The organism is Rhizorhabdus sp., from assembly GCF_018006725.1.
Classification (GTDB): domain Bacteria; phylum Pseudomonadota; class Alphaproteobacteria; order Sphingomonadales; family Sphingomonadaceae; genus Rhizorhabdus.
In genome coordinates, this window is the sequence record NZ_JAGMXV010000022.1 from 1 (window position 1) to 16,952 (window position 16,952).

General features: G+C 65.7%; 20 protein-coding genes. 14 read left to right on the plus strand and 6 right to left on the minus strand.

The window, feature by feature from the left end; genetic code table 11:
- From KAY22_RS05310 to KAY22_RS05325, 4 genes are all read left to right on the plus strand, one after another.
- A partial coding sequence (locus tag KAY22_RS05310; RefSeq protein WP_296620851.1) for an agmatine deiminase family protein occupies positions 1 to 871 on the plus strand: 871 nt, incomplete at its 5' end.
- A complete protein-coding gene (locus KAY22_RS05315) occupies positions 868 to 1,218 on the plus strand; it encodes a DUF3147 family protein (RefSeq protein ID WP_296620853.1) in 351 nt (116 codons plus the stop codon). The genes KAY22_RS05310 and KAY22_RS05315, both read left to right, overlap by 4 nt.
- Before the next feature lie 10 nt (positions 1,219 to 1,228).
- Entirely contained in the window at positions 1,229 to 2,077 is an 849-nt protein-coding gene (gene aguB, locus KAY22_RS05320) for an N-carbamoylputrescine amidase (protein WP_296620856.1), read from the plus strand.
- Between the two features lie 25 nt (positions 2,078 to 2,102).
- Complete coding sequence (locus KAY22_RS05325; protein ID WP_296620858.1) at positions 2,103 to 2,396, plus strand: antibiotic biosynthesis monooxygenase; 294 nt, start codon at positions 2,103 to 2,105, stop codon at positions 2,394 to 2,396.
- A 69-nt stretch (positions 2,397 to 2,465) separates the two neighbouring features.
- On the opposite strand, the gene KAY22_RS05330 is transcribed toward KAY22_RS05325, so the two are convergent.
- On the minus strand, positions 2,466 to 3,731 hold the full coding sequence (locus KAY22_RS05330) for a dicarboxylate/amino acid:cation symporter (RefSeq protein ID WP_296620860.1): 1,266 nt from the start codon (positions 3,729 to 3,731) through the stop codon (positions 2,466 to 2,468).
- Between the two features lie 155 nt (positions 3,732 to 3,886).
- Between KAY22_RS05330 and KAY22_RS05335 the strand changes: the two genes are divergently transcribed.
- The gene (locus KAY22_RS05335) at positions 3,887 to 5,227 is read left to right on the plus strand and encodes an MFS transporter (protein WP_296620862.1); all 1,341 of its coding nucleotides are present in this window, start codon (positions 3,887 to 3,889) and stop codon (positions 5,225 to 5,227) included.
- Positions 5,228 to 5,236: 9 nt separating this feature from the next.
- Here KAY22_RS05335 and ada read toward each other — a convergent pair whose 3' ends face one another.
- From ada to KAY22_RS05350, 3 genes are all read right to left on the minus strand, one after another.
- Positions 5,237 to 6,292, minus strand: coding sequence for a bifunctional DNA-binding transcriptional regulator/O6-methylguanine-DNA methyltransferase Ada (ada, locus tag KAY22_RS05340; RefSeq protein ID WP_296620865.1), 1,056 nt, complete (start codon positions 6,290 to 6,292; stop codon positions 5,237 to 5,239).
- 98 nt (positions 6,293 to 6,390) lie between these two features.
- Positions 6,391 to 6,651, minus strand: coding sequence for a hypothetical protein (locus KAY22_RS05345; protein ID WP_296620867.1), 261 nt, complete (start codon positions 6,649 to 6,651; stop codon positions 6,391 to 6,393).
- Positions 6,652 to 6,683: 32 nt separating this feature from the next.
- Entirely contained in the window at positions 6,684 to 7,190 is a 507-nt protein-coding gene (locus KAY22_RS05350) for a hypothetical protein (RefSeq protein WP_296620869.1), read from the minus strand.
- A gap of 207 nt (positions 7,191 to 7,397) precedes the next feature.
- On the opposite strand from KAY22_RS05350, the gene rpiB reads away from it, so the two are divergent.
- The 6 genes from rpiB to KAY22_RS05380 all read left to right on the plus strand — a co-directional run bounded on the left by rpiB (position 7,398) and on the right by KAY22_RS05380 (position 12,289).
- Positions 7,398 to 7,856 (plus strand): ribose 5-phosphate isomerase B, encoded by a 459-nt coding sequence (gene rpiB, locus KAY22_RS05355; RefSeq protein WP_296620870.1) that lies wholly within the window; start codon positions 7,398 to 7,400, stop codon positions 7,854 to 7,856.
- Entirely contained in the window at positions 7,853 to 9,169 is a 1,317-nt protein-coding gene (gene glyA, locus KAY22_RS05360; RefSeq protein ID WP_296620872.1) for a serine hydroxymethyltransferase, read from the plus strand. Before rpiB ends, glyA begins: the two co-directional genes overlap by 4 nt.
- On the plus strand, positions 9,170 to 9,631 hold the full coding sequence (gene nrdR, locus KAY22_RS05365) for a transcriptional regulator NrdR (protein WP_165324642.1): 462 nt from the start codon (positions 9,170 to 9,172) through the stop codon (positions 9,629 to 9,631). It begins immediately after the preceding gene.
- Positions 9,628 to 10,356 carry an RNA methyltransferase gene (locus KAY22_RS05370; RefSeq protein ID WP_296620877.1) on the plus strand — a complete coding sequence of 243 codons (729 nt, stop codon included), beginning with the start codon at positions 9,628 to 9,630 and terminating at the stop codon, positions 10,354 to 10,356. The genes nrdR and KAY22_RS05370 overlap by 4 nt, the downstream gene beginning before the upstream one ends.
- Before the next feature lie 153 nt (positions 10,357 to 10,509).
- Entirely contained in the window at positions 10,510 to 11,379 is an 870-nt protein-coding gene (locus KAY22_RS05375) for a PEPxxWA-CTERM sorting domain-containing protein (RefSeq protein WP_296620879.1), read from the plus strand.
- Between the two features lie 70 nt (positions 11,380 to 11,449).
- Complete coding sequence (locus KAY22_RS05380; RefSeq protein ID WP_296620881.1) at positions 11,450 to 12,289, plus strand: sterol desaturase family protein; 840 nt, start codon at positions 11,450 to 11,452, stop codon at positions 12,287 to 12,289.
- Positions 12,290 to 12,291: 2 nt separating this feature from the next.
- Here the strand turns inward: KAY22_RS05380 and KAY22_RS05385 are convergent, their stop codons facing one another.
- On the minus strand, positions 12,292 to 12,618 hold the full coding sequence (locus KAY22_RS05385; protein WP_296620883.1) for a chorismate mutase: 327 nt from the start codon (positions 12,616 to 12,618) through the stop codon (positions 12,292 to 12,294).
- Between the two features lie 103 nt (positions 12,619 to 12,721).
- On the opposite strand from KAY22_RS05385, the gene KAY22_RS05390 reads away from it, so the two are divergent.
- From KAY22_RS05390 to KAY22_RS05400, 3 genes are all read left to right on the plus strand, one after another.
- Entirely contained in the window at positions 12,722 to 14,245 is a 1,524-nt protein-coding gene (locus tag KAY22_RS05390; RefSeq protein ID WP_296620885.1) for a hypothetical protein, read from the plus strand.
- A gap of 181 nt (positions 14,246 to 14,426) precedes the next feature.
- Positions 14,427 to 15,041, plus strand: coding sequence for a 30S ribosomal protein S4 (rpsD, locus tag KAY22_RS05395; protein ID WP_165324636.1), 615 nt, complete (start codon positions 14,427 to 14,429; stop codon positions 15,039 to 15,041).
- Between the two features lie 159 nt (positions 15,042 to 15,200).
- Positions 15,201 to 16,259: an acyltransferase gene (locus tag KAY22_RS05400; protein ID WP_296620888.1), complete on the plus strand. Its 1,059-nt coding sequence runs from the start codon at positions 15,201 to 15,203 to the stop codon at positions 16,257 to 16,259.
- A 7-nt stretch (positions 16,260 to 16,266) separates the two neighbouring features.
- Here the strand turns inward: KAY22_RS05400 and KAY22_RS05405 are convergent, their stop codons facing one another.
- Positions 16,267 to 16,914: a TetR/AcrR family transcriptional regulator gene (locus KAY22_RS05405; protein ID WP_366514066.1), complete on the minus strand. Its 648-nt coding sequence runs from the start codon at positions 16,912 to 16,914 to the stop codon at positions 16,267 to 16,269.
- Positions 16,915 to 16,952: the final 38 nt, after the last annotated feature.

Below are 16,952 nucleotides of genomic sequence, written 5' to 3' on the forward strand. Positions count from 1 at the left end.
GGATGACGCGCGCGCCGTCCACGCCGATGGCAAGGGCGAGCGCGTCATCCTCGTCGCCGCCGACGAGGCATCGGCCGAGCGCGCCCGCGAACTGGCCGGCGACGCCGCAGAGGTCATTGTCGAGGCGTTCGGCGACATCTGGCTGCGCGACAGTGCGCCGATCATCGTCCGTTCGGCCGATGGCCTTGCCGCGACCGATTTCGGCTTCAACTGGTGGGGCGGCAAATATGAACTGCCCGGCGACGAGAGCATCGGCGCCCGCCTCGCCGCGCGCACCGGCTTTCCCACCCGCCGGCAGGACTGGGTGTTCGAGGGCGGCGCGATCGATGTCGACGGCACCGGCGTGGCGGTGACGACCGAGCAATGCCTGCTCAACCCGAACCGCAACCCCGATCTCGACCGCGCGGCGATCGAGGCGCGGCTCGCCGATGGCCTCGGCGTCGAGCGGCTGCTGTGGCTCGGCGACGGGCTGCTCAACGACCATACCGACGGCCATGTCGACAATCTCGCCCGCTTCGTGGCGCCCGGCACCATCGCCATTCCCGAGCCGGCCGGCGCGGACGACCCGAATGCCGAGGTCTTCGCCGATGCGCGCGCGCGGGCCGAGGCGTTCGGGCTGACCGTGGTCGCGATCCCCTCCCCCGGCGCGGTGGAGAGCGACGGAGAGATCATCCCCGCCTCCTATATGAACTTCTACATCGGCAACGCCGCCGTGGTCGTCCCGCTCTATGGCGCGCCGAACGACGAGGCCGCCGTGGCCGCGATCGCCGCGCTGTTTCCCGGCCGGACGGTGACCGGCTTCCGCGCCGACCACATCCTGACCGGCGGCGGCAGCTTCCACTGCATCAGCCAGCAGATTCCGGCGGCGTGACCGCTTTCGCCGTCCGGGCACTGCTGTCGGGCCTGATCGTGGCGTTGATCGCCATGGTCGCCCGGCGCAACCCGGCGGCGGGTGCGCTGATCGCCTCCCTGCCCCTCACCTCGATCCTCGGAATGATCTGGCTGTGGCACGACACCGGCGACCGGCACCGCCTCGCCGATCATGCGGAGGCGACCTTCTGGTATGTGATCCCGTCGCTGCCGATGTTCCTGGCGATCCCCGCCATGCTCCGGCACGGCATGGGCTTCTGGAGCGCGCTGCTCGCCGGTTGCGCGCTGACGATGCTGCTCTATCTGCTGACGATCTATGTTGCGGCACGCTTCGGCGTCCGGCTTTGAGGATGACTTCATGACCAAGATCAAGGTGGCGGCGCTCCAGCTCGCCTTCTCCGACGACATCGACGAGAATATCGCCGAAGTGTCGAAGCTCGTCCGCGAGGCGGCGGGCAAGGGCGCGCAGGTCATCCTGCCCCCCGAGCTGTTCGAGGGCCATTATTTCTGCCGGGTCGAGGACGAGGGCCTGTTCGCGCGCGCCAAGCCGACGAGCGAGCACAAGGCCGTGACCGCGATGCAGGCGCTGGCCGCCGAGTTGAAGGTGCACATCCCGACCAGCTTCTTCGAGGCCGACGGGCCGCACCATTATAACAGCCTGGCGATGATCGATCCGGACGGCCGCGTGCAGGGCGTCTATCGCAAGAGCCACATCCCCGACGGCCCCGGCTATGAAGAGAAATTCTATTTCCGGCCGGGCAATACGGGCTTCAAGGTGTGGCCGGCCGAGGGGACGACCGTGGGCGTCGGCATCTGCTGGGACCAATGGTATCCGGAAACCGCCCGCGCGATGATGCTGATGGGCGCGCAGATTCTCTTCTACCCCACCGCGATCGGCAATGAGCCGCACGATCCCGATCTCGACACCAGCCGGCTGTGGCGCCGCGCGATGATCGGCCATGCCGTGTCGAACGTCGTGCCGGTCGTCGCCGCGAACCGGATCGGGACCGAGGACGGGCAGACCTTCTACGGCCACAGCTTCATCTGCGACGAGCGCGGCGACCTGCTCGCGGAGTTCGGCGCGACCGAGACGGGCGTGCTCGTCGCGGAACTGGACATCGATCTGGCCAAGCGGCACCGTGCGGCATTCGGCTTCTTCCGCGACCGGCGTCCCGAACTTTACGGCCGCCTCGCGCAGGATATCTGACAAACGCCCGCTGAGGAGAGGGACGATGACGATCGCGCGAGTCTATACGATGCACGCCAAGGAAGGCATGTCGGCCGAAATGGAGGCGGCGCTCAACCGCCTGATCGACGGCGTGACGGCGATCGAGGGTTCGCACGGCGCCGAACTGCTGCGCGACGCGGGCAATGACCGGCGCTTCATCCTGATCGAGAAATGGGAAAGCATCGAGGCGCACAAGGCCGGCGCCGAGGCGTTCAAGAAGGTCGACATGTCCGCGCTGATGGCGGCGATCGACGGCCCGCCCGACAGCGCCTATTTCGACTATCTCGTCCGCCAATAAGGCAGGCGGACATCCCGAAAAAGACAGAGCCCCCCGACCGGCGGTCGGGGGGCTCTTTCATGTCGGCGTTCAGGGCGCGTGGGCGGGTTCGATCTCGGGCGGTTCGATCACGTCGAGATGCTTGGTTTCCCACTTGGCCACGACGACGCTGGCCACCGCATTGCCGACGACATTGGTGGCGGAGCGGCCCATGTCGAGGAAATGGTCGACCGCGAGGATCAGCAGCAGCCCCGCTTCGGGGATGTCGAAGAAGGCCAGTGTCGAAGAGATGATGACGAGGCTGGCGCGCGGCACGCCGGCGATCCCCTTCGACGTCACCATCAGGATCAGCAGCATCGTGAACTGATGCCCGAGGGTCAGTTCCACGCCATAGGCCTGCGCGATGAACATCGTCGCGAAGGTGCAGTAGATCATCGAGCCGTCGAGGTTGAACGAATAGCCGAGCGGCAGGACGAAGCTGGCGATGCGCGGCGGCACGCCGAAGCGGTCGAGCGCCTCGAGCGTGCGGGGGAAGGCCGCTTCGGACGAGGCGGTGCTGAACGCGAGCAGGATCGGCTCGCGGATATAACGGATCAGCAGGCCGGTGCGCGACCCGACGACGAGGAAACAGAGCGACAGCAGCACGCCCCACAGCACGAGCATCGACAGGTAGAAGCTGCCCATGAACTTGCCGAAGCTGATCAGGATCGTGGGCCCCTGCTCGGCCAGCGCCGTCGTGACTGCAGCGAACACCGCGAAGGGGGCGAAGCGCATCACATAGTCGGTGATCTGGAGCATCACCTGCGCCAGCGCCTCGATGCCGCGGACGAGCGGCGCGGCCTTTTCGCCGATCGCGGTCACCGCGACGCCGGTGAAGACCGAGAAGACCAGGATCTGCAATATCTCGTTGGTCGCCATCGCCTCGAAGAAGCTCTTGGGGACGAGATGGGTGATGAACTGCTTGAGCGAGAAATCCGCCTGGGACAGGCCCGCGCTCGCGCCTTCGGGCGGCAGGACGAGGTCCGCGCCGACGCCGGGCTGCAGCAGGTTGACCATGACGAGGCCCAGGGTCAGCGACAACAGGCTCGCGCCGAGGAACCAGGCGATGGCGCGTGCGCCGACGCGGCCGAGCGCCGCCGTGTCGCCCATATGCGAGATGCCGACGACGAGCGTCGCGAACACCAGCGGCGCGATGATCATCTTGATCAGGCGCAGGAATATCTCGGTCAGGATCGAGATATAACCGGTGATGTCCTTGAGCGTCGCCGGGTCGGCGACCGTCTTGTTGAGCGTGATGCCGAGGATGATGCCGACAACCATCGCTATGAGAATGTACATCGTGAGGCGCTTGGCCACGGGCGTCTCCGGAAAATCCAAAGGCTGTTGGTCGTCGCAAAGCGCAGCGCGGTCAAGGGCAAGGCTGTCCAAAAGGGCAGAGTTCCGTCCCACGCAACGAATGACCGGACGCCGCCACCTCTTCCCACCTCGCGCGGCCTCGCTATGCTGGCGCGATGAACAGCATATCGGGGGACGGTGGTGCGACCGTCGGGAACAAGGGCATCATGGCGGCGATCCGCCCCTATGTGGAGCCGGCACCGCTCGCCGCGCTGTTCCTGGGCATAAGCTCAGGCTTTCCCTTCGCAATGATCGGCGCGACCCTTACCACGCGCCTCGCCCAGGATGGCATCGACAAGAAGGCGGTGACCGCCTTCACCCTCGCCTTCCTCGTCTATAATCTGAAGTTTCTTTGGGCCTGGGTGGTCGACGGCGTTCGCCTGCCGATCCTCGGCCGGCTCGGACAGCGCGTTTCGTGGATGCTCGTCATCGGCCTGCTCGTGATGGCGGCGGTGTTCCATCTGGCGCTGGTCGATCCGAAAGCCGGGCTGATGCAGACCGCCGTCGCGGCAATCCTCGTCGGCGCGGCGGGCGCGACCTTCGACATCATCATCGACGCCTACAGGATCGAACTGCTCGAGGCGCGGCAGCTGGGCGTCGGCGCAGGCATGTCGCAATATGGCTGGCGGATCGGATCGGCGACCGCCGGCGCCGTGGCGCTGGTGCTGGCCGGCCGCTTCGGCTGGGAGATCGCCTATGCCGCCTGCGCCGCCTTCGCCCTGCCCGCAATGATCACCGCGCTGGTGATGGGCGAGCCCGAGCGCCACCGCGAACCGGCCGGTCGCCGCAGCGGCGGCGAGGTCTGGGCGTCGATCGCAGGTCCGCTGCTCGAATTCTTCCGGCGGCGCGGTGCGATGCTCGTGCTGCTGTTCATCCTGCTCCACAAGATCGGCGATACGCTCGCCAATCTCACCTTCCGGCTGCTGTTCGACGATCTCGGCTACACCAATGACGAGATCGCGATCTACGATATCGGCCTGGGCTTCTGGGCCTATCTGATCGGCATCTTCATCGGCGGAATCCTCTATTCGCGGCTGGGCATGAAGCGCTCGGTGCTGATCAGCCTGATCCTCATGGCCGTCTCCAACCTCAGCTTCGCTGGCCTCGCCGCGAGCGGCCACGACAATTGGGCGATGGCCGGCGCAATCGGGTTCGAGAATATCGCCAGCGGCATCGGCGGCGTCTGCGTCGTCGCCTATTTCTCGGCGCTGTGCGACCTGCGCTTCACCGCCGCCCAATATGCGCTGATTTCGGCAGCAGCGAGCGTGGTCGGGCGGATCATGACCGGCACCACCGCCGGCGCGATGATCGAAGCAGTCGGTTACGTAAACTTCTACGTCCTGACCACCCTCGCCGCGTTGCCGGGCATCCTGCTCTTCTGGCTGATGATGCGCGCCGGGCTGATCGACCAGTCGATCGGCAGTGCCGGGGAAGACGAGACGACAGCCGGGGCCTGACCACCGCATCTATCTCTCGCTCTCGCGTGCGAGCAGGCGGCGCTTGCGATCCGGTCCCCAGCGATAGCCGGTGATCGATCCGTCCGACCGCAGCACCCGGTGGCAAGGCACCGCGACCGCGATGGCGTTGGCGGCACAGGCGGCGGCCACGGCGCGCGACGCGCGCGGCTCCCCGATCGCCTGCGCGACCTGCGCATAGCTGCGGGTCTCGCCCGACGGGATCGCCCGCAGCGCCTGCCACACCCGCTGCTGGAAGGCGGTCCCGCGAATGTCGAGCGGCAGCGCCATGCCCCGCGCAGGTTCCTCGATCATCGCCACCACGGCATCGAGCGTTTCGCGAAAGCCATCGTCCGCCGGGCTGATCGTGGCATTGGGAAAGCGCCGGTGCAGGTCGGCGACCAGCGCCGCGTCCTCGTCACCCATCAGGATCGCGCAGATGCCGCGCTCGCTCGACGCCGCCAGCACCCGCCCGAGCGAGCAGGCAGCGACGGCATAGCGGACCTCCATCGCCTGCCCACCCCGGCGATAGGCCGCAGGGGGCATGCCCAGCGCGGCATCGGCGGCTGCGTAGAAGCGGCCGCTCGATCCGAAGCCGGCCTCGTAGAGCGCCCGCGTCACCTGTTCGCCGGCCTCCAGCGCGGACCGGACCCGCCCGGCGCGGTGCGCGACCGCATAGCCCTTCGGCGTCAGCCCGGTGACCGCCTTGAACAGGCGGTGGAAATGATAGGGACTGACCCCCGCCGCGTCGGCGAGTTCGCCGAGCGAAGGCGGCTCCTCGGCCGTCTCGATCCGGCGACAGGCTTCGGCGACCAGCGCCGCCTGCCGCTCGGCGCGGGGTGCTTCATTGGGGCGGCAGCGCTTGCAGGGGCGGAAGCCAGCCGCCTCGGCTTCGGCCGGCCCGGCGTGAAAACGGACATTGGCCGGTCTGGGCGTGCGCGCGCCGCAGCTCGGTCGACAATAGACGCCGGTCGACGCGACCGAATAGACGAAGCTGCCGTCGGCAGCGGCCGACCGCGCGACCAGCTGGCTCCAGCGGGGATCTTGGAGGATCGGGTCCATCAGCATCTCATAGCTCCTTCGACAGAGTTCGTGTCGACAGGATCATGCTATCGGATGCTCGGGGCTGCTCCCCGGCTCTTGCTTTCGAATTGCCGGACGGGCGTTCAGGCCGCTGCGCGGCTCTCCGCCTCGCGTTCGCAATCCGGGCAGGGGCCGATATGCGGATAAGGGTGCGCCGCTTCATGCCAATGCGAAACGGCGGCCTCGAAGATGTCGATGCCCTCGCCATAGCCCAGGCCGCGCAGCACGTCGTTGGTCAGGATGTCCAGCGCGCGATGCGCCTCGTGCCCACTGCTCGTCGCGACGATCTCGCGTGCGAGCCGGGCGAACTCCTCTGCCGGGATCAGGGGTGCGGGCTTGGTCATCCGCGCGCCCCTAGACCCGAAAACCGGCCTTTTCAAGGCTTGGGCGCACCCTCCGCCGGAGCCGGAACGGGCGCGGTGCCAGCAACCGGGGCCGGGCCATCCTCGCGGCAGAAGCCCTCGCCCTGCTGGATCATCAGGCAGTTCTGCTTGCCTGCCAGCCATTTGAGACCGGTCTGGTCACCCGTTGCCGCCCGCACGCTTTCCGGCCGCCCATTGCGGGTGAAGCGGATCAGGTCGCCATCGGCGGTGCCTTCATAGCTCTTGGTTCCGTCGAGCAGCGTCACCGATAGGACATAACGCCCGCGCTCGCCGGCCGGCTGAACGTCGAGGACCAGCCCCTCGACGCCGATCCATTTGCCGACCCAGGCGTCGGTCGGCAGCGGGGAGGCGGCGTTATCGGCGGGCGCTTCCGCGTCGAGCGTGTCGACCGCAGCCTGGTCGACGACCGAGACATTCTCGATCGGCTGGGCATCCTCGCCCCGCGCGCAGGCGGCGAGAAGCACGAGGGCCGCAAGACCGGAAAAGGTAAGGCTCTTCATCGAACTATGCTCCGCGAACGACGTTTAATTTCGTTATGGGCCACCTTGAACGGGATCAACCCCGCGCCGGTCAACCGAAAAGCGATCGACGCACCAGCGCCCCGCGCCTGCATAGGTTCCCCTTTGTCATGGCTTCGCAGCATTGCAGCGCGGCGCTTTGATCCCTAGAGGGTGCCGCAACCCGACTCGTAAAGCACTGGACAGGATATGGCCGAGACCATCGCCATCGCATCCGATCATGCCGCATTCGACATGAAAGCCGCGCTGGCCGACTGGCTCCGCGAACATGGCCATCAGGTCGTCGATCTCGGCCCCGACAGCACCGCCTCGGTCGACTATCCCGATTATGGCTACAAGCTGGCCCAGGCGATCGCCGACGGCCGCGCCACCAAGGGCATCGCCCTCTGCGGCTCGGGCATCGGCATCTCGATCGCGGTCAACCGCCACCCGGCAGCGCGCTGCGCACTGGTGTCGGAGGAACTGTCCGCCCGCCTGTGCCGCGAGCATAATGACGCCAACGTCATCGCCATGGGCGCGCGCCTGATCGGCATCGAACAGGCCCGCGCCTGCGCCGCCGCCTTCCTGTCGACGGACTTCGCCGGGGATCGCCATCTCCGCCGTGTCGACAAGCTCTCCAACCCCGCCTTCGACAAGGAACCCGCATGAGCAGCAACCCCGCAGCCACCCTGTCCCAGGTCCAGCCGGACGGCTTCTTCTCGCGCGGTCTGGCCGATGCCGATCCTGCGGTCTTCGCCGGTCTCCAGCAGGAAATCTCGCGTGAGAAGAAGCAGATCGAGCTGATCGCGTCGGAGAACATCGTCTCGAAGGCGGTGCTCGAGGCGCAGGGTTCGGTGTTCACCAACAAATATGCCGAGGGCTATCCCGGCAAGCGCTATTATCAGGGCTGCCACCCGTCCGACGTCGTCGAGCAGCTGGCGATCGACCGCGCCAAGGAACTGTTCGGCTGCGGTTTTGCCAATGTCCAGCCGCACTCCGGCGCACAGGCGAACGGCGCCGTCATGCTGGCGCTGACCAAGCCCGGCGACACCATCATGGGCCTCAGCCTCGACGCCGGCGGCCACCTCACCCACGGCGCCAAGGCCGCGCTGTCGGGCAAATGGTATAACGCCATTCAATATGGTGTCCGTCCGGACGATCACCTGATCGATTTCGACCAGGTCGAGGCACTCGCTCGCGAGCATAAGCCGACCCTGATCATCACCGGCGGCTCGGCCTATCCGCGCCAGATCGACTTCGCCCGCTTCCGCGCGATCGCGGACGAGGTCGGCGCGCTGTTCATGGTCGACATGGCGCATTTCGCTGGCCTCGTCGCCGGTGGCGTCCATCCCAGCCCGTTCGGCCATGCCCATGTCGTGACCACCACCACGCACAAGACGCTGCGCGGTCCGCGTGGCGGCATGATCATGACCAATGACGAGGCGATCGCGAAGAAGATCAACTCGGCGGTCTTCCCCGGCCTGCAGGGTGGCCCGCTGATGCATGTTATCGCCGCCAAGGCGGTCGCCTTCGGCGAAGCGCTGCAGCCCGAGTTCAAGTCCTATGCCGCCGCCGTGGTCGAGAACGCCAAGGTTCTCGCGGCGCGTCTCAAGGAGCGTGGCGCCGACCTCGTTTCTGGCGGCACCGACACGCACCTCGCCCTCGTCGACCTGCGCCCGATCGGCGTGACCGGCCGCGACGCCGACGAAGCGCTCGAGCGCGCCGGCATCACCTGCAACAAGAACGGCGTGCCCAACGATCCGCTGCCGCCCGTCAAGACCTCGGGCATCCGCGTGGGTTCGCCCGCCGGCACGACGCGCGGCTTCGGCCCGGCCGAGTTCCGCGACATCGCCGACATGATCGCGGATGTGCTCGACGGCCTCGCCAAGAACGGCCCGGACGGCAACGGCCAGACCGAAGCGCATGTGCGCGCCCGCGTCGAGGCGCTGTGTGATCGCTTCCCGATCTATCCGGAGCTCTAATTGCGCTGCCCCTTCTGTTCGCATGAAGACAGCCAGGTGAAGGACAGCCGCCCCACCGACGATGGGGCGGCAATCCGGCGCAGGCGCCAATGCGAGGGCTGCGGCGCGCGCTTTACGACTTTCGAGCGCATCCAGCTGCGCGAAATGACGGTGGTGAAGAGCGATGGCCGGCGCGAGCCGTTCGATCGTTCCAAGCTCGAACGCTCGATCGCTGTCGCCTGCCGCAAGCGGCCGGTCGATCCGGCGCGAATCGAACGCCTGGCGACGGCGATCCAGCGCCAGATCGAGACGACCGGCGACAGCGAAATCGCGGCTAATGCGGTCGGCGAAATGGTGATGGACGGTCTGAAGGCGCTCGACAGCGTTGCCTATATCCGCTTCGCCAGCGTGTATAAGGACTTCACCGAAGCCAAGGATTTCGAGGATTTCGCCGGCGCCGTCAGCGAGGCAGGTCGCGAGTGAGCGGCAGCAGCACCCCGCAACCCGCGATCGTCCTCGTCCGTCCCCAGCTCGGCGAGAATATCGGCAAGGCCGCCCGCGCCATGCTGAACTTCGGGCTGACCGACATGCGGCTCGTGTCGCCCCGCGACGGATGGCCCAATCCGCAGGCGGGCCCGGCGGCTTCGGGAGCAGACGTGGTGCTGGAAAGGGCGCGCGTCTATGACAGCGTGGCCGACGCCATTGCCGACTGTACCCATGTCTTCGCCACCACCGTGCGCAAACGCGGCGTGACCAAGCCGGTGATGACCCCGGAAGAAGCTGCGGGCGCGATCCGCAGCGAACCGGGCCGCTCGGCGATCCTCTTCGGCGCCGAGCGCTCGGGCCTGGAAACCGACGACGTCGCAATCGCGCGGACGATCCTGACCGTGCCGATCAATCCGGAGTTCGGCAGCCTCAATCTGGCGCAGGCGGTGATCCTGGTCGCCTATGAGTGGTCGAAGGGAGAAGCGCTGGTCTCGCCGACCGTAACCGATCTCGATCCGCCGGCCTCACAGGACGAGCTCGACGGACTGATCGGCCATCTCGACCGGATGCTCGACGAATCGGGATATTTCTTCCCGCCCGACCGGGTACCGACAACCAAGCGCATGCTGCGTGGACTGCTCACCAAGCCAGCCTGGAATGCCCAGGAGGTGAGGACGATGCGGGGCGTTCTGACGGCGCTGGAAAGACCCCGTCCCCGTTAAATTCGGGAACTTACCGCCATTTGCACAGTTAACGTCGCGTCATAGCAATTGTAAACTGGATGTAAACCCCTAAAAACTGCGGAATCTTGTGTTTACCAGTTGTACACTGTATATAACCTTATATGCGTACTGTGTATCGGGGGCCTTGGTTGGATGCGTAACAAGCTCGTCGCGCTGCTTGCTGTGCTGGCTGCTTGCCTGTCGGCGGTCCAGGCCCATGCGGCCAACCTGCTGGTCAATGGCGGGTTCGAAACCACGTCCTTCTTCTACCTCGATGGCGGCGGCAACCCCATCTATCCCGGCACGTCCTGGGGCCCCTATTTCCCGGATCAGACGGTTCAGGGTTGGGACAATGCCGGCTACAACTTCATCTTCACGCCCGATCTGTCGGCTTCTGCATCTGGCAGCCCTACCACGCCAGCCTACCTGCAGCTTTGGGGCATGCCCGGCACCGGCGTGAACAACGGCATCACGGCAAGCCCGGTGGGCGGCAATTTCGTCGCCGCCGATGGCGCCTTCCTGAACGCACCGCTCTCTCAGACCGTCACCGGCCTTAATGTCGGTCAGCAATATGCAGTCAGCTTCTGGTGGGCGGCCGGCCAGCAATATGGCATTAACTTCAACGGCACCACCGCGAGCGGTTGGAACATCTGCTTCGGCACCTGCGCCTACACGACCAGCTATGACGCCAACGGCGACGGCTATGCGACCTTCACGGGCGTCGACAGCCAGATCGTCGGTACGGGCATGGTGGCGGTACCCGAACATGGCTTCGTGCCGTGGCGCTATGAATATCTGACGTTCACTGCGACGTCGTCGACGCAAACCCTGTCGCTGCTGGCCTATGGCACCCCACTTGGCCAACCTCCCTTCGCGCTGATCGACGGCATCGGGCTCCATGCCGTTCCCGAGCCGACCACCTGGGCGATGATGCTGGTGGGCTTCGGCCTGATCGGTGGCGTCATGCGCGGCCGCCGTCAGTCGCTGCTTCGCCAGAATCCGGCAAACGCACAGATGATCTGACAGGCCCTCCCTGTCGCTCCCCGGTCCTTGGGTCGGGTGACGCGTGCAGCGTGAAAGGCTATAATAAGGCATGACGCCCGATCTCGAGCATTTCCTCCGGACCGCACTCAGCCTGTTCGTCTGGCTTGCCCTGCTGATCGCGATCTTCGTGCCGCTCGAACGGCTTGCCGGGCGCCAGCGCCAATCCATTCTCCGCCCGCACATATTCGCCGATCTCGGCTATTTCTTCATGACGGGTCTCATCCCGACCCTGGTTCTGGCCATGCCGATGGCTGTGATCGGAGCAACCGGGCGGGCGCTCGTTCCAGAAAGCTATACGCTTTGGATCATCGCCCTGCCCATCTGGATCCAGATCCTGGTGGCACTCGCGATCGGTGAGTTCGGATTTTACTGGGGTCACCGCCTGATGCATGAAATCCCGTGGCTCTGGCGATTCCACGCGACCCATCATGAACCGCAGCGGATGGACTGGCTCATCAACACCCGCGCCCACCCGGTCGACATCGTCTTCACCCGGATGTTCGGGCTGACCCTCGTCAACATCGCGGGGTTCGGCTCACCCGGCGCGGGCTCGGGCAGTCTGGTACCGGTGATAGTGCTGATTATCGGCACCTTCTGGGGATTCTTCATCCACGCCAATCTGAACATCAGCCTGCCCTGGTTCGAGCAGTTGCTGTCGACGCCCCGCTTCCACCACTGGCATCATTCGCGGGACGAGCAGGTGAATCGCAATTATGCCTCGGTGCTGCCGATCTACGACCGGCTGTTCGGGACGCTGCACCTGCCCGCCAAGGCGTGGCCGCCCAGCTATGGAATAGCACCGCAGAACCGTCCGGAGGTTCTGCTCGATCCGGACAGGCAGCTACCATTGCCGGCCGACGCCCCACCCGAAGCGAACAGGCCTGTCTGAGATCAGTCCTTGCGGAGTTCGTCGAACCGATCGAACTCGTGCGCGATCGATCCTTCGACCAGCATGTCGTACAGGCGATAGGCCAATTTGGGCGGAAAGCCGCGATCGTCTGCGACCTTGACCGCATGGGCGATGACCTGCGCCTTGCGGACCTCATCGCGCACGGCGCCGCGATCTGGCTTAATCCGGGCAGCCGCCTCGATATAGCGCATCCGTTCGGCCAGCAGGCTCACGATCAGCGTGTCGAGACTGTCTATGGCGGCCCGCACCTCGCGCATGTCGGTGCATTCGGCGGCGGGCACAATCGTCTTCTCAGCGGGCTCTGTCATGAGCGCGCCCTTAGACCATAATGGAGCGCGGTTGAACCGCCCTATGGGGCTTTTCTGAGGACGAGGGCCGGGTCGCCTGCTAGGAGGCGCCCGGGGGGACGAGATGACCGGATCGTACAACTGGAAAGCTCTGGCAAGGCATCCGCTTGCGCTCATCTGCCTCATTACCTTCCTGCTACGGCTGGCAAGCGCCTGTCTGCTGCCCAACATCACCCACCCCGACGAGACGTTCCAATATGGCGAGCAGGCCTATCGCGCCGTCACCGGGCAGGGTCTCGTGCCGTGGGAATATGCGGTCGGCGCGCGCAGCTGGCTGCTGGCGGGAATGCAGATTCCAGTGGTCGCTGCGGCTAGACTGTTTGCCGACGATCCGACACTGCTGCGCCTTGCGCTGTCGACGGCGATGTCGCTGTTCGCGCTGACCAGCGTGTGGGCATCCTATCGCATCGGCCGCGATCTCGGAGGCAACCGCGAAGCCGCGATCCTGTCGGCCTTGCTGGCAGCTTTCTGGTGCGAGTTCGTCTATTTTTCGACGCACTTTCTGGCAGACACCGTCTCCGCTGCCTTTCTCCTGCTCGGCGTGGCCTTCGCAGTCGGCTGGCGCCGCGCGCTCGAGCGGCCCGATCCGCGGCGAGCGTCGCATCGACTTCTTGCAGCAGGTCTCATGCTCGGCTTCGCAGTCGCCTTTCGGCCGCAACTGGGCCCGGCGGCGATCATCCTGGGACTTTGGACCGTCGGAGTCCGCCCAACGGCCCGCTGGCTGTGGCTGCTCATGGGGGGGCTGGTTCCGATCCTAGCGATGGGCGCGGTCGACTGGATCAGCTGGGGCAGCCCCTTCCATTCGGTGTTCACCTATATTCACGCCAATTCCGGCGGCATCGCCAATATCTTCGGGGTCGAGCCAGGCCATTATTATCTCGCGCGCGAACTCGCCGTCTGGGGTGTGGCGACACCCCTGATCGTCGGCACCGCCATCCTCGGCGCGCGCCGGGCCGCCATATTGGCGATTCTGAGCCTGACGATCTTCGTCACCTTCTCAACCGTACCGCATAAGGAATGGCGCTTCGTCTATCCGGCATTGCCGCCACTCTTCTGCCTCTGCGCGATCGGCTCGGCGGAGGCGCTGGCCATTGCGAAAAGGCGGCTGCCCAAGATGAACGGGGGTGCGATCCTCGGGACCGTCATCCTCGCCTGGCTGGCGCTGTCCCTGCTGAGCGGCGTGCGCGGCGCGATGCGGCCGGTGTGGCTGCAAGGCTCCGAAAGCATCCTGGCACTGGAGCAGACGAGCCGCGATCCGCAAGCCTGTGGCCTGGGGGTCGAGCCGCCCGACCGCTGGATGCGGACCGGCCTGTCCCGTCTGCGCTCCTACATCGGCCTCTATCCCGCCCGCAGCGGCAAGGATGGCCTCTACAACTATGCCATAAGCTTCGAAGCCTCGCGCAGCCGGTTCGCGCGGGGTGACGCCGGCTTCGTCGAGGTGGGTTGCTACCGCGCCGACACCTGCCTCTATCGCCGCCCAGGCGAATGCACCGGGAAGGGTACCCCGCTGCGCGCCGATCCGGAGCCGGCGGTCCGCAACATGCTCGACCGCCTTGGCCTGCACGCCATCGACAGACCCGCCCGCTGACGGACCAGCGCGTGCTTGACTCGCGGGACCCACCACGTCATAGGCGCGCCTTCGCAATTGGCTCCGCACCCCGGTGAAGCGGTAGCCCCGATGTCCGCACGGGCAAAGGCGCGAGGACCGGGATCGACCCTGCCCCGCTTGGTGGGCGCAGGTAACGTAAAAGCAATTGAAGGACGACATCATGTCGAAGCGCAACAGCGCCAAGTACAAGCTCGACCGCCGGATGGGCGAAAACATCTGGGGTCGCCCGAAGAGCCCGGTCAACAAGCGTGAATATGGCCCCGGCCAGCACGGTCAGCGCCGTAAGGGCAAGCTTTCCGACTACGGCATCCAGCTCAAGGCGAAGCAGAAGCTCAAGGGCTATTACGGCGACGTCACCGAGAAGCAGTTCAAGAAGAACTACACCGAAGCGTCGCGCATGAAGGGCGACACCTCGCAGAACCTGATCGGCCTGCTCGAGCGCCGCCTCGACGCGGTTGTCTATCGCGCCAAGTTCGCGCCGACCATCTTCGCCGCACGCCAGCTGGTCAGCCACGGCCACATCCGCGTCAACGGCGTGAAGTGCAACATCGCCTCGCGTCAGGTGAAGCCGGGCGACGAAATCTCGCTGGGCAGCAAGGCGCAGGAAATGGCGCTGGTTCTCGAGGCACAGGGCCTCTCCGAGCGCGACATTCCCGAATATATCGCTCAGGACGGTGGCGCGAAGGTTACCTTCGTCCGCGTTCCGACGCTCGACGAGGTGCCTTACCCCGTCAAGATGGAGCCGAATCTGGTCGTCGAGTTCTACTCGCGCTGATCCGGACATCATTGCAGACACGGGAAAGGGCGGCCTTCGGGTCGCCCTTTTCTTTTGTCATCGTCAGTTGACAAGCCCCACCTGCGCGATGATCACCCCCGCGTTGCATGGCGACGGGCGATCCAGCCCGCCCTTGCCGCATCTTGGGGGGAGTGGCTTTTGGACAAGACGCGCCAGCCGAACAATATCGGCTTCCTGCGCCTCGTCTTTGCGAGTGGGGTGATCCTCACCCATGCGCATGAGCAATGGGGCCAGGCTCCTGCCGGGCGCGACCTGCTCCAGACGATGACTGGCAATGGCCTGACGGTGGCCGCCCTGTGCGTCGACGCCTTCTTCCTTATCAGCGGCTATCTGATCGTGCAGTCGATGCACCATTCGCGTGACATCGGAAGCTATTTCGTCAAGCGCGTGCTGCGCATCTTTCCCGGCTTTCTGGTTGCCTTCCTGCTCAGTGCGCTGCTCGTCCCCCTGCTCTACGGTCTAGCGCCCGACCTGGGTCAGATCTGGCGCATCGCGATCCTGCAGCGGCCGGAACCCTTTGCGATCGGCGCGACCATCGTCGAGCCGAACTCGCCGATGTGGACGATCTCCTATGAGTTTCGCTGCTATGTGCTGGTGGCTCTGCTCGCGGCGTTCGGACAGCTGGAACGGCGGACGATGCTGCTCAAGGCCACCGCCATCGTCTTCGCGTTGTTCTGCTTTTGCAACATCCCGGCCGTCTATTGGCGCGTCGAGCAGTTTCGCTTCCTTCCGCTCGTCGATATGACGCTCGGGGCGCCCTACCCCGCGCTGCGCTTCCTGTCTGTCTTCGGATTCGGCGGCTGCGCCTATCTCTACCGCGCCGAGCTCGAGGGACTGACCGGCCGCCTCGCCGCAGTGGCCGGTGCTCTGGCGCTAACCGCCCTCTTCTACCGCCCGATCGCGCAGCCGGCCGCAATGCTCGCCGGCGGCCTGCTGCTCTACTGGGTCGTATTCCGCGCCAATTTTGGGCCGCTTCAGCGCATCAACGACCGGTTCGACATCAGTTACGGCACCTATCTCTACGGCTATCCGCTCGGCATCGTGTGGAGCTTCGCGGCCCTGCCCTTTCCGATTTACGTCGGGGCGACTCTGCTGTCCGCCTGGGCCATGGGTGCGTTGAGCTGGATGCTCATCGAGCGCCCCGCCCAACGCTGGAAAAGCCGCCTGGACGGCAAGGCCCCCGCTCTGCCCGCCTGACTGCCGTTCAGGCAGGCACCGGGCTGTAGAGTTGCATGAAGGTCGCCATCGTCCTGTCGGCGTCCGCCGCGATCATCGCGGGCGAAGCTTCCTCCATCAGCCCCAGCATCATCTGCTGGTGGCAGCCCGCCATATTGAGCACAACGATGAAGTGCGCCGCGCTCTCCGGATCGCCCGCGCGCAGACGTCCGCGCTCCATCATCGAGCGCAGGAAATCGGCGAGCACCCTTTCGGTCGCACGCGGCGCGCGTTCGTAGAAGATACGGCCAATCTCCGGAAAGCGACCGCATTCGGCCATGACCAACCGGTGAAGCGCGATCGCGTCGGGTGCCGTCACCCGTTCGATGAACCCCTGGCAGAAGTTGCGCAGGCTCTGCTCCGCATCGCCACACGGATCGAGCAGCAGCAACAGCTTCTGCCGGAACTCGCTCGTCGCCTTTTCCAGACCCGCCTCGAACAAGGCTTCCTTGGATGGGAAATAGCTCCAGAGCGTCGCTTTCGATCCGCCGATCTCGGCGGCGATGGCTGACATGCTGGCAGCGGCGTAGCCATGTTCGAGAAAGAAGCGCATGGCGACTTCGATGATCGCCTCGCGCCGATCCTGCCGGCGCGCCTCACGGCGGCTCAGCGGTGCCTTCTCCTCTGTCATTTTCATTACCGTACTATACGGTACAGATTTTTATTGACAAGGCC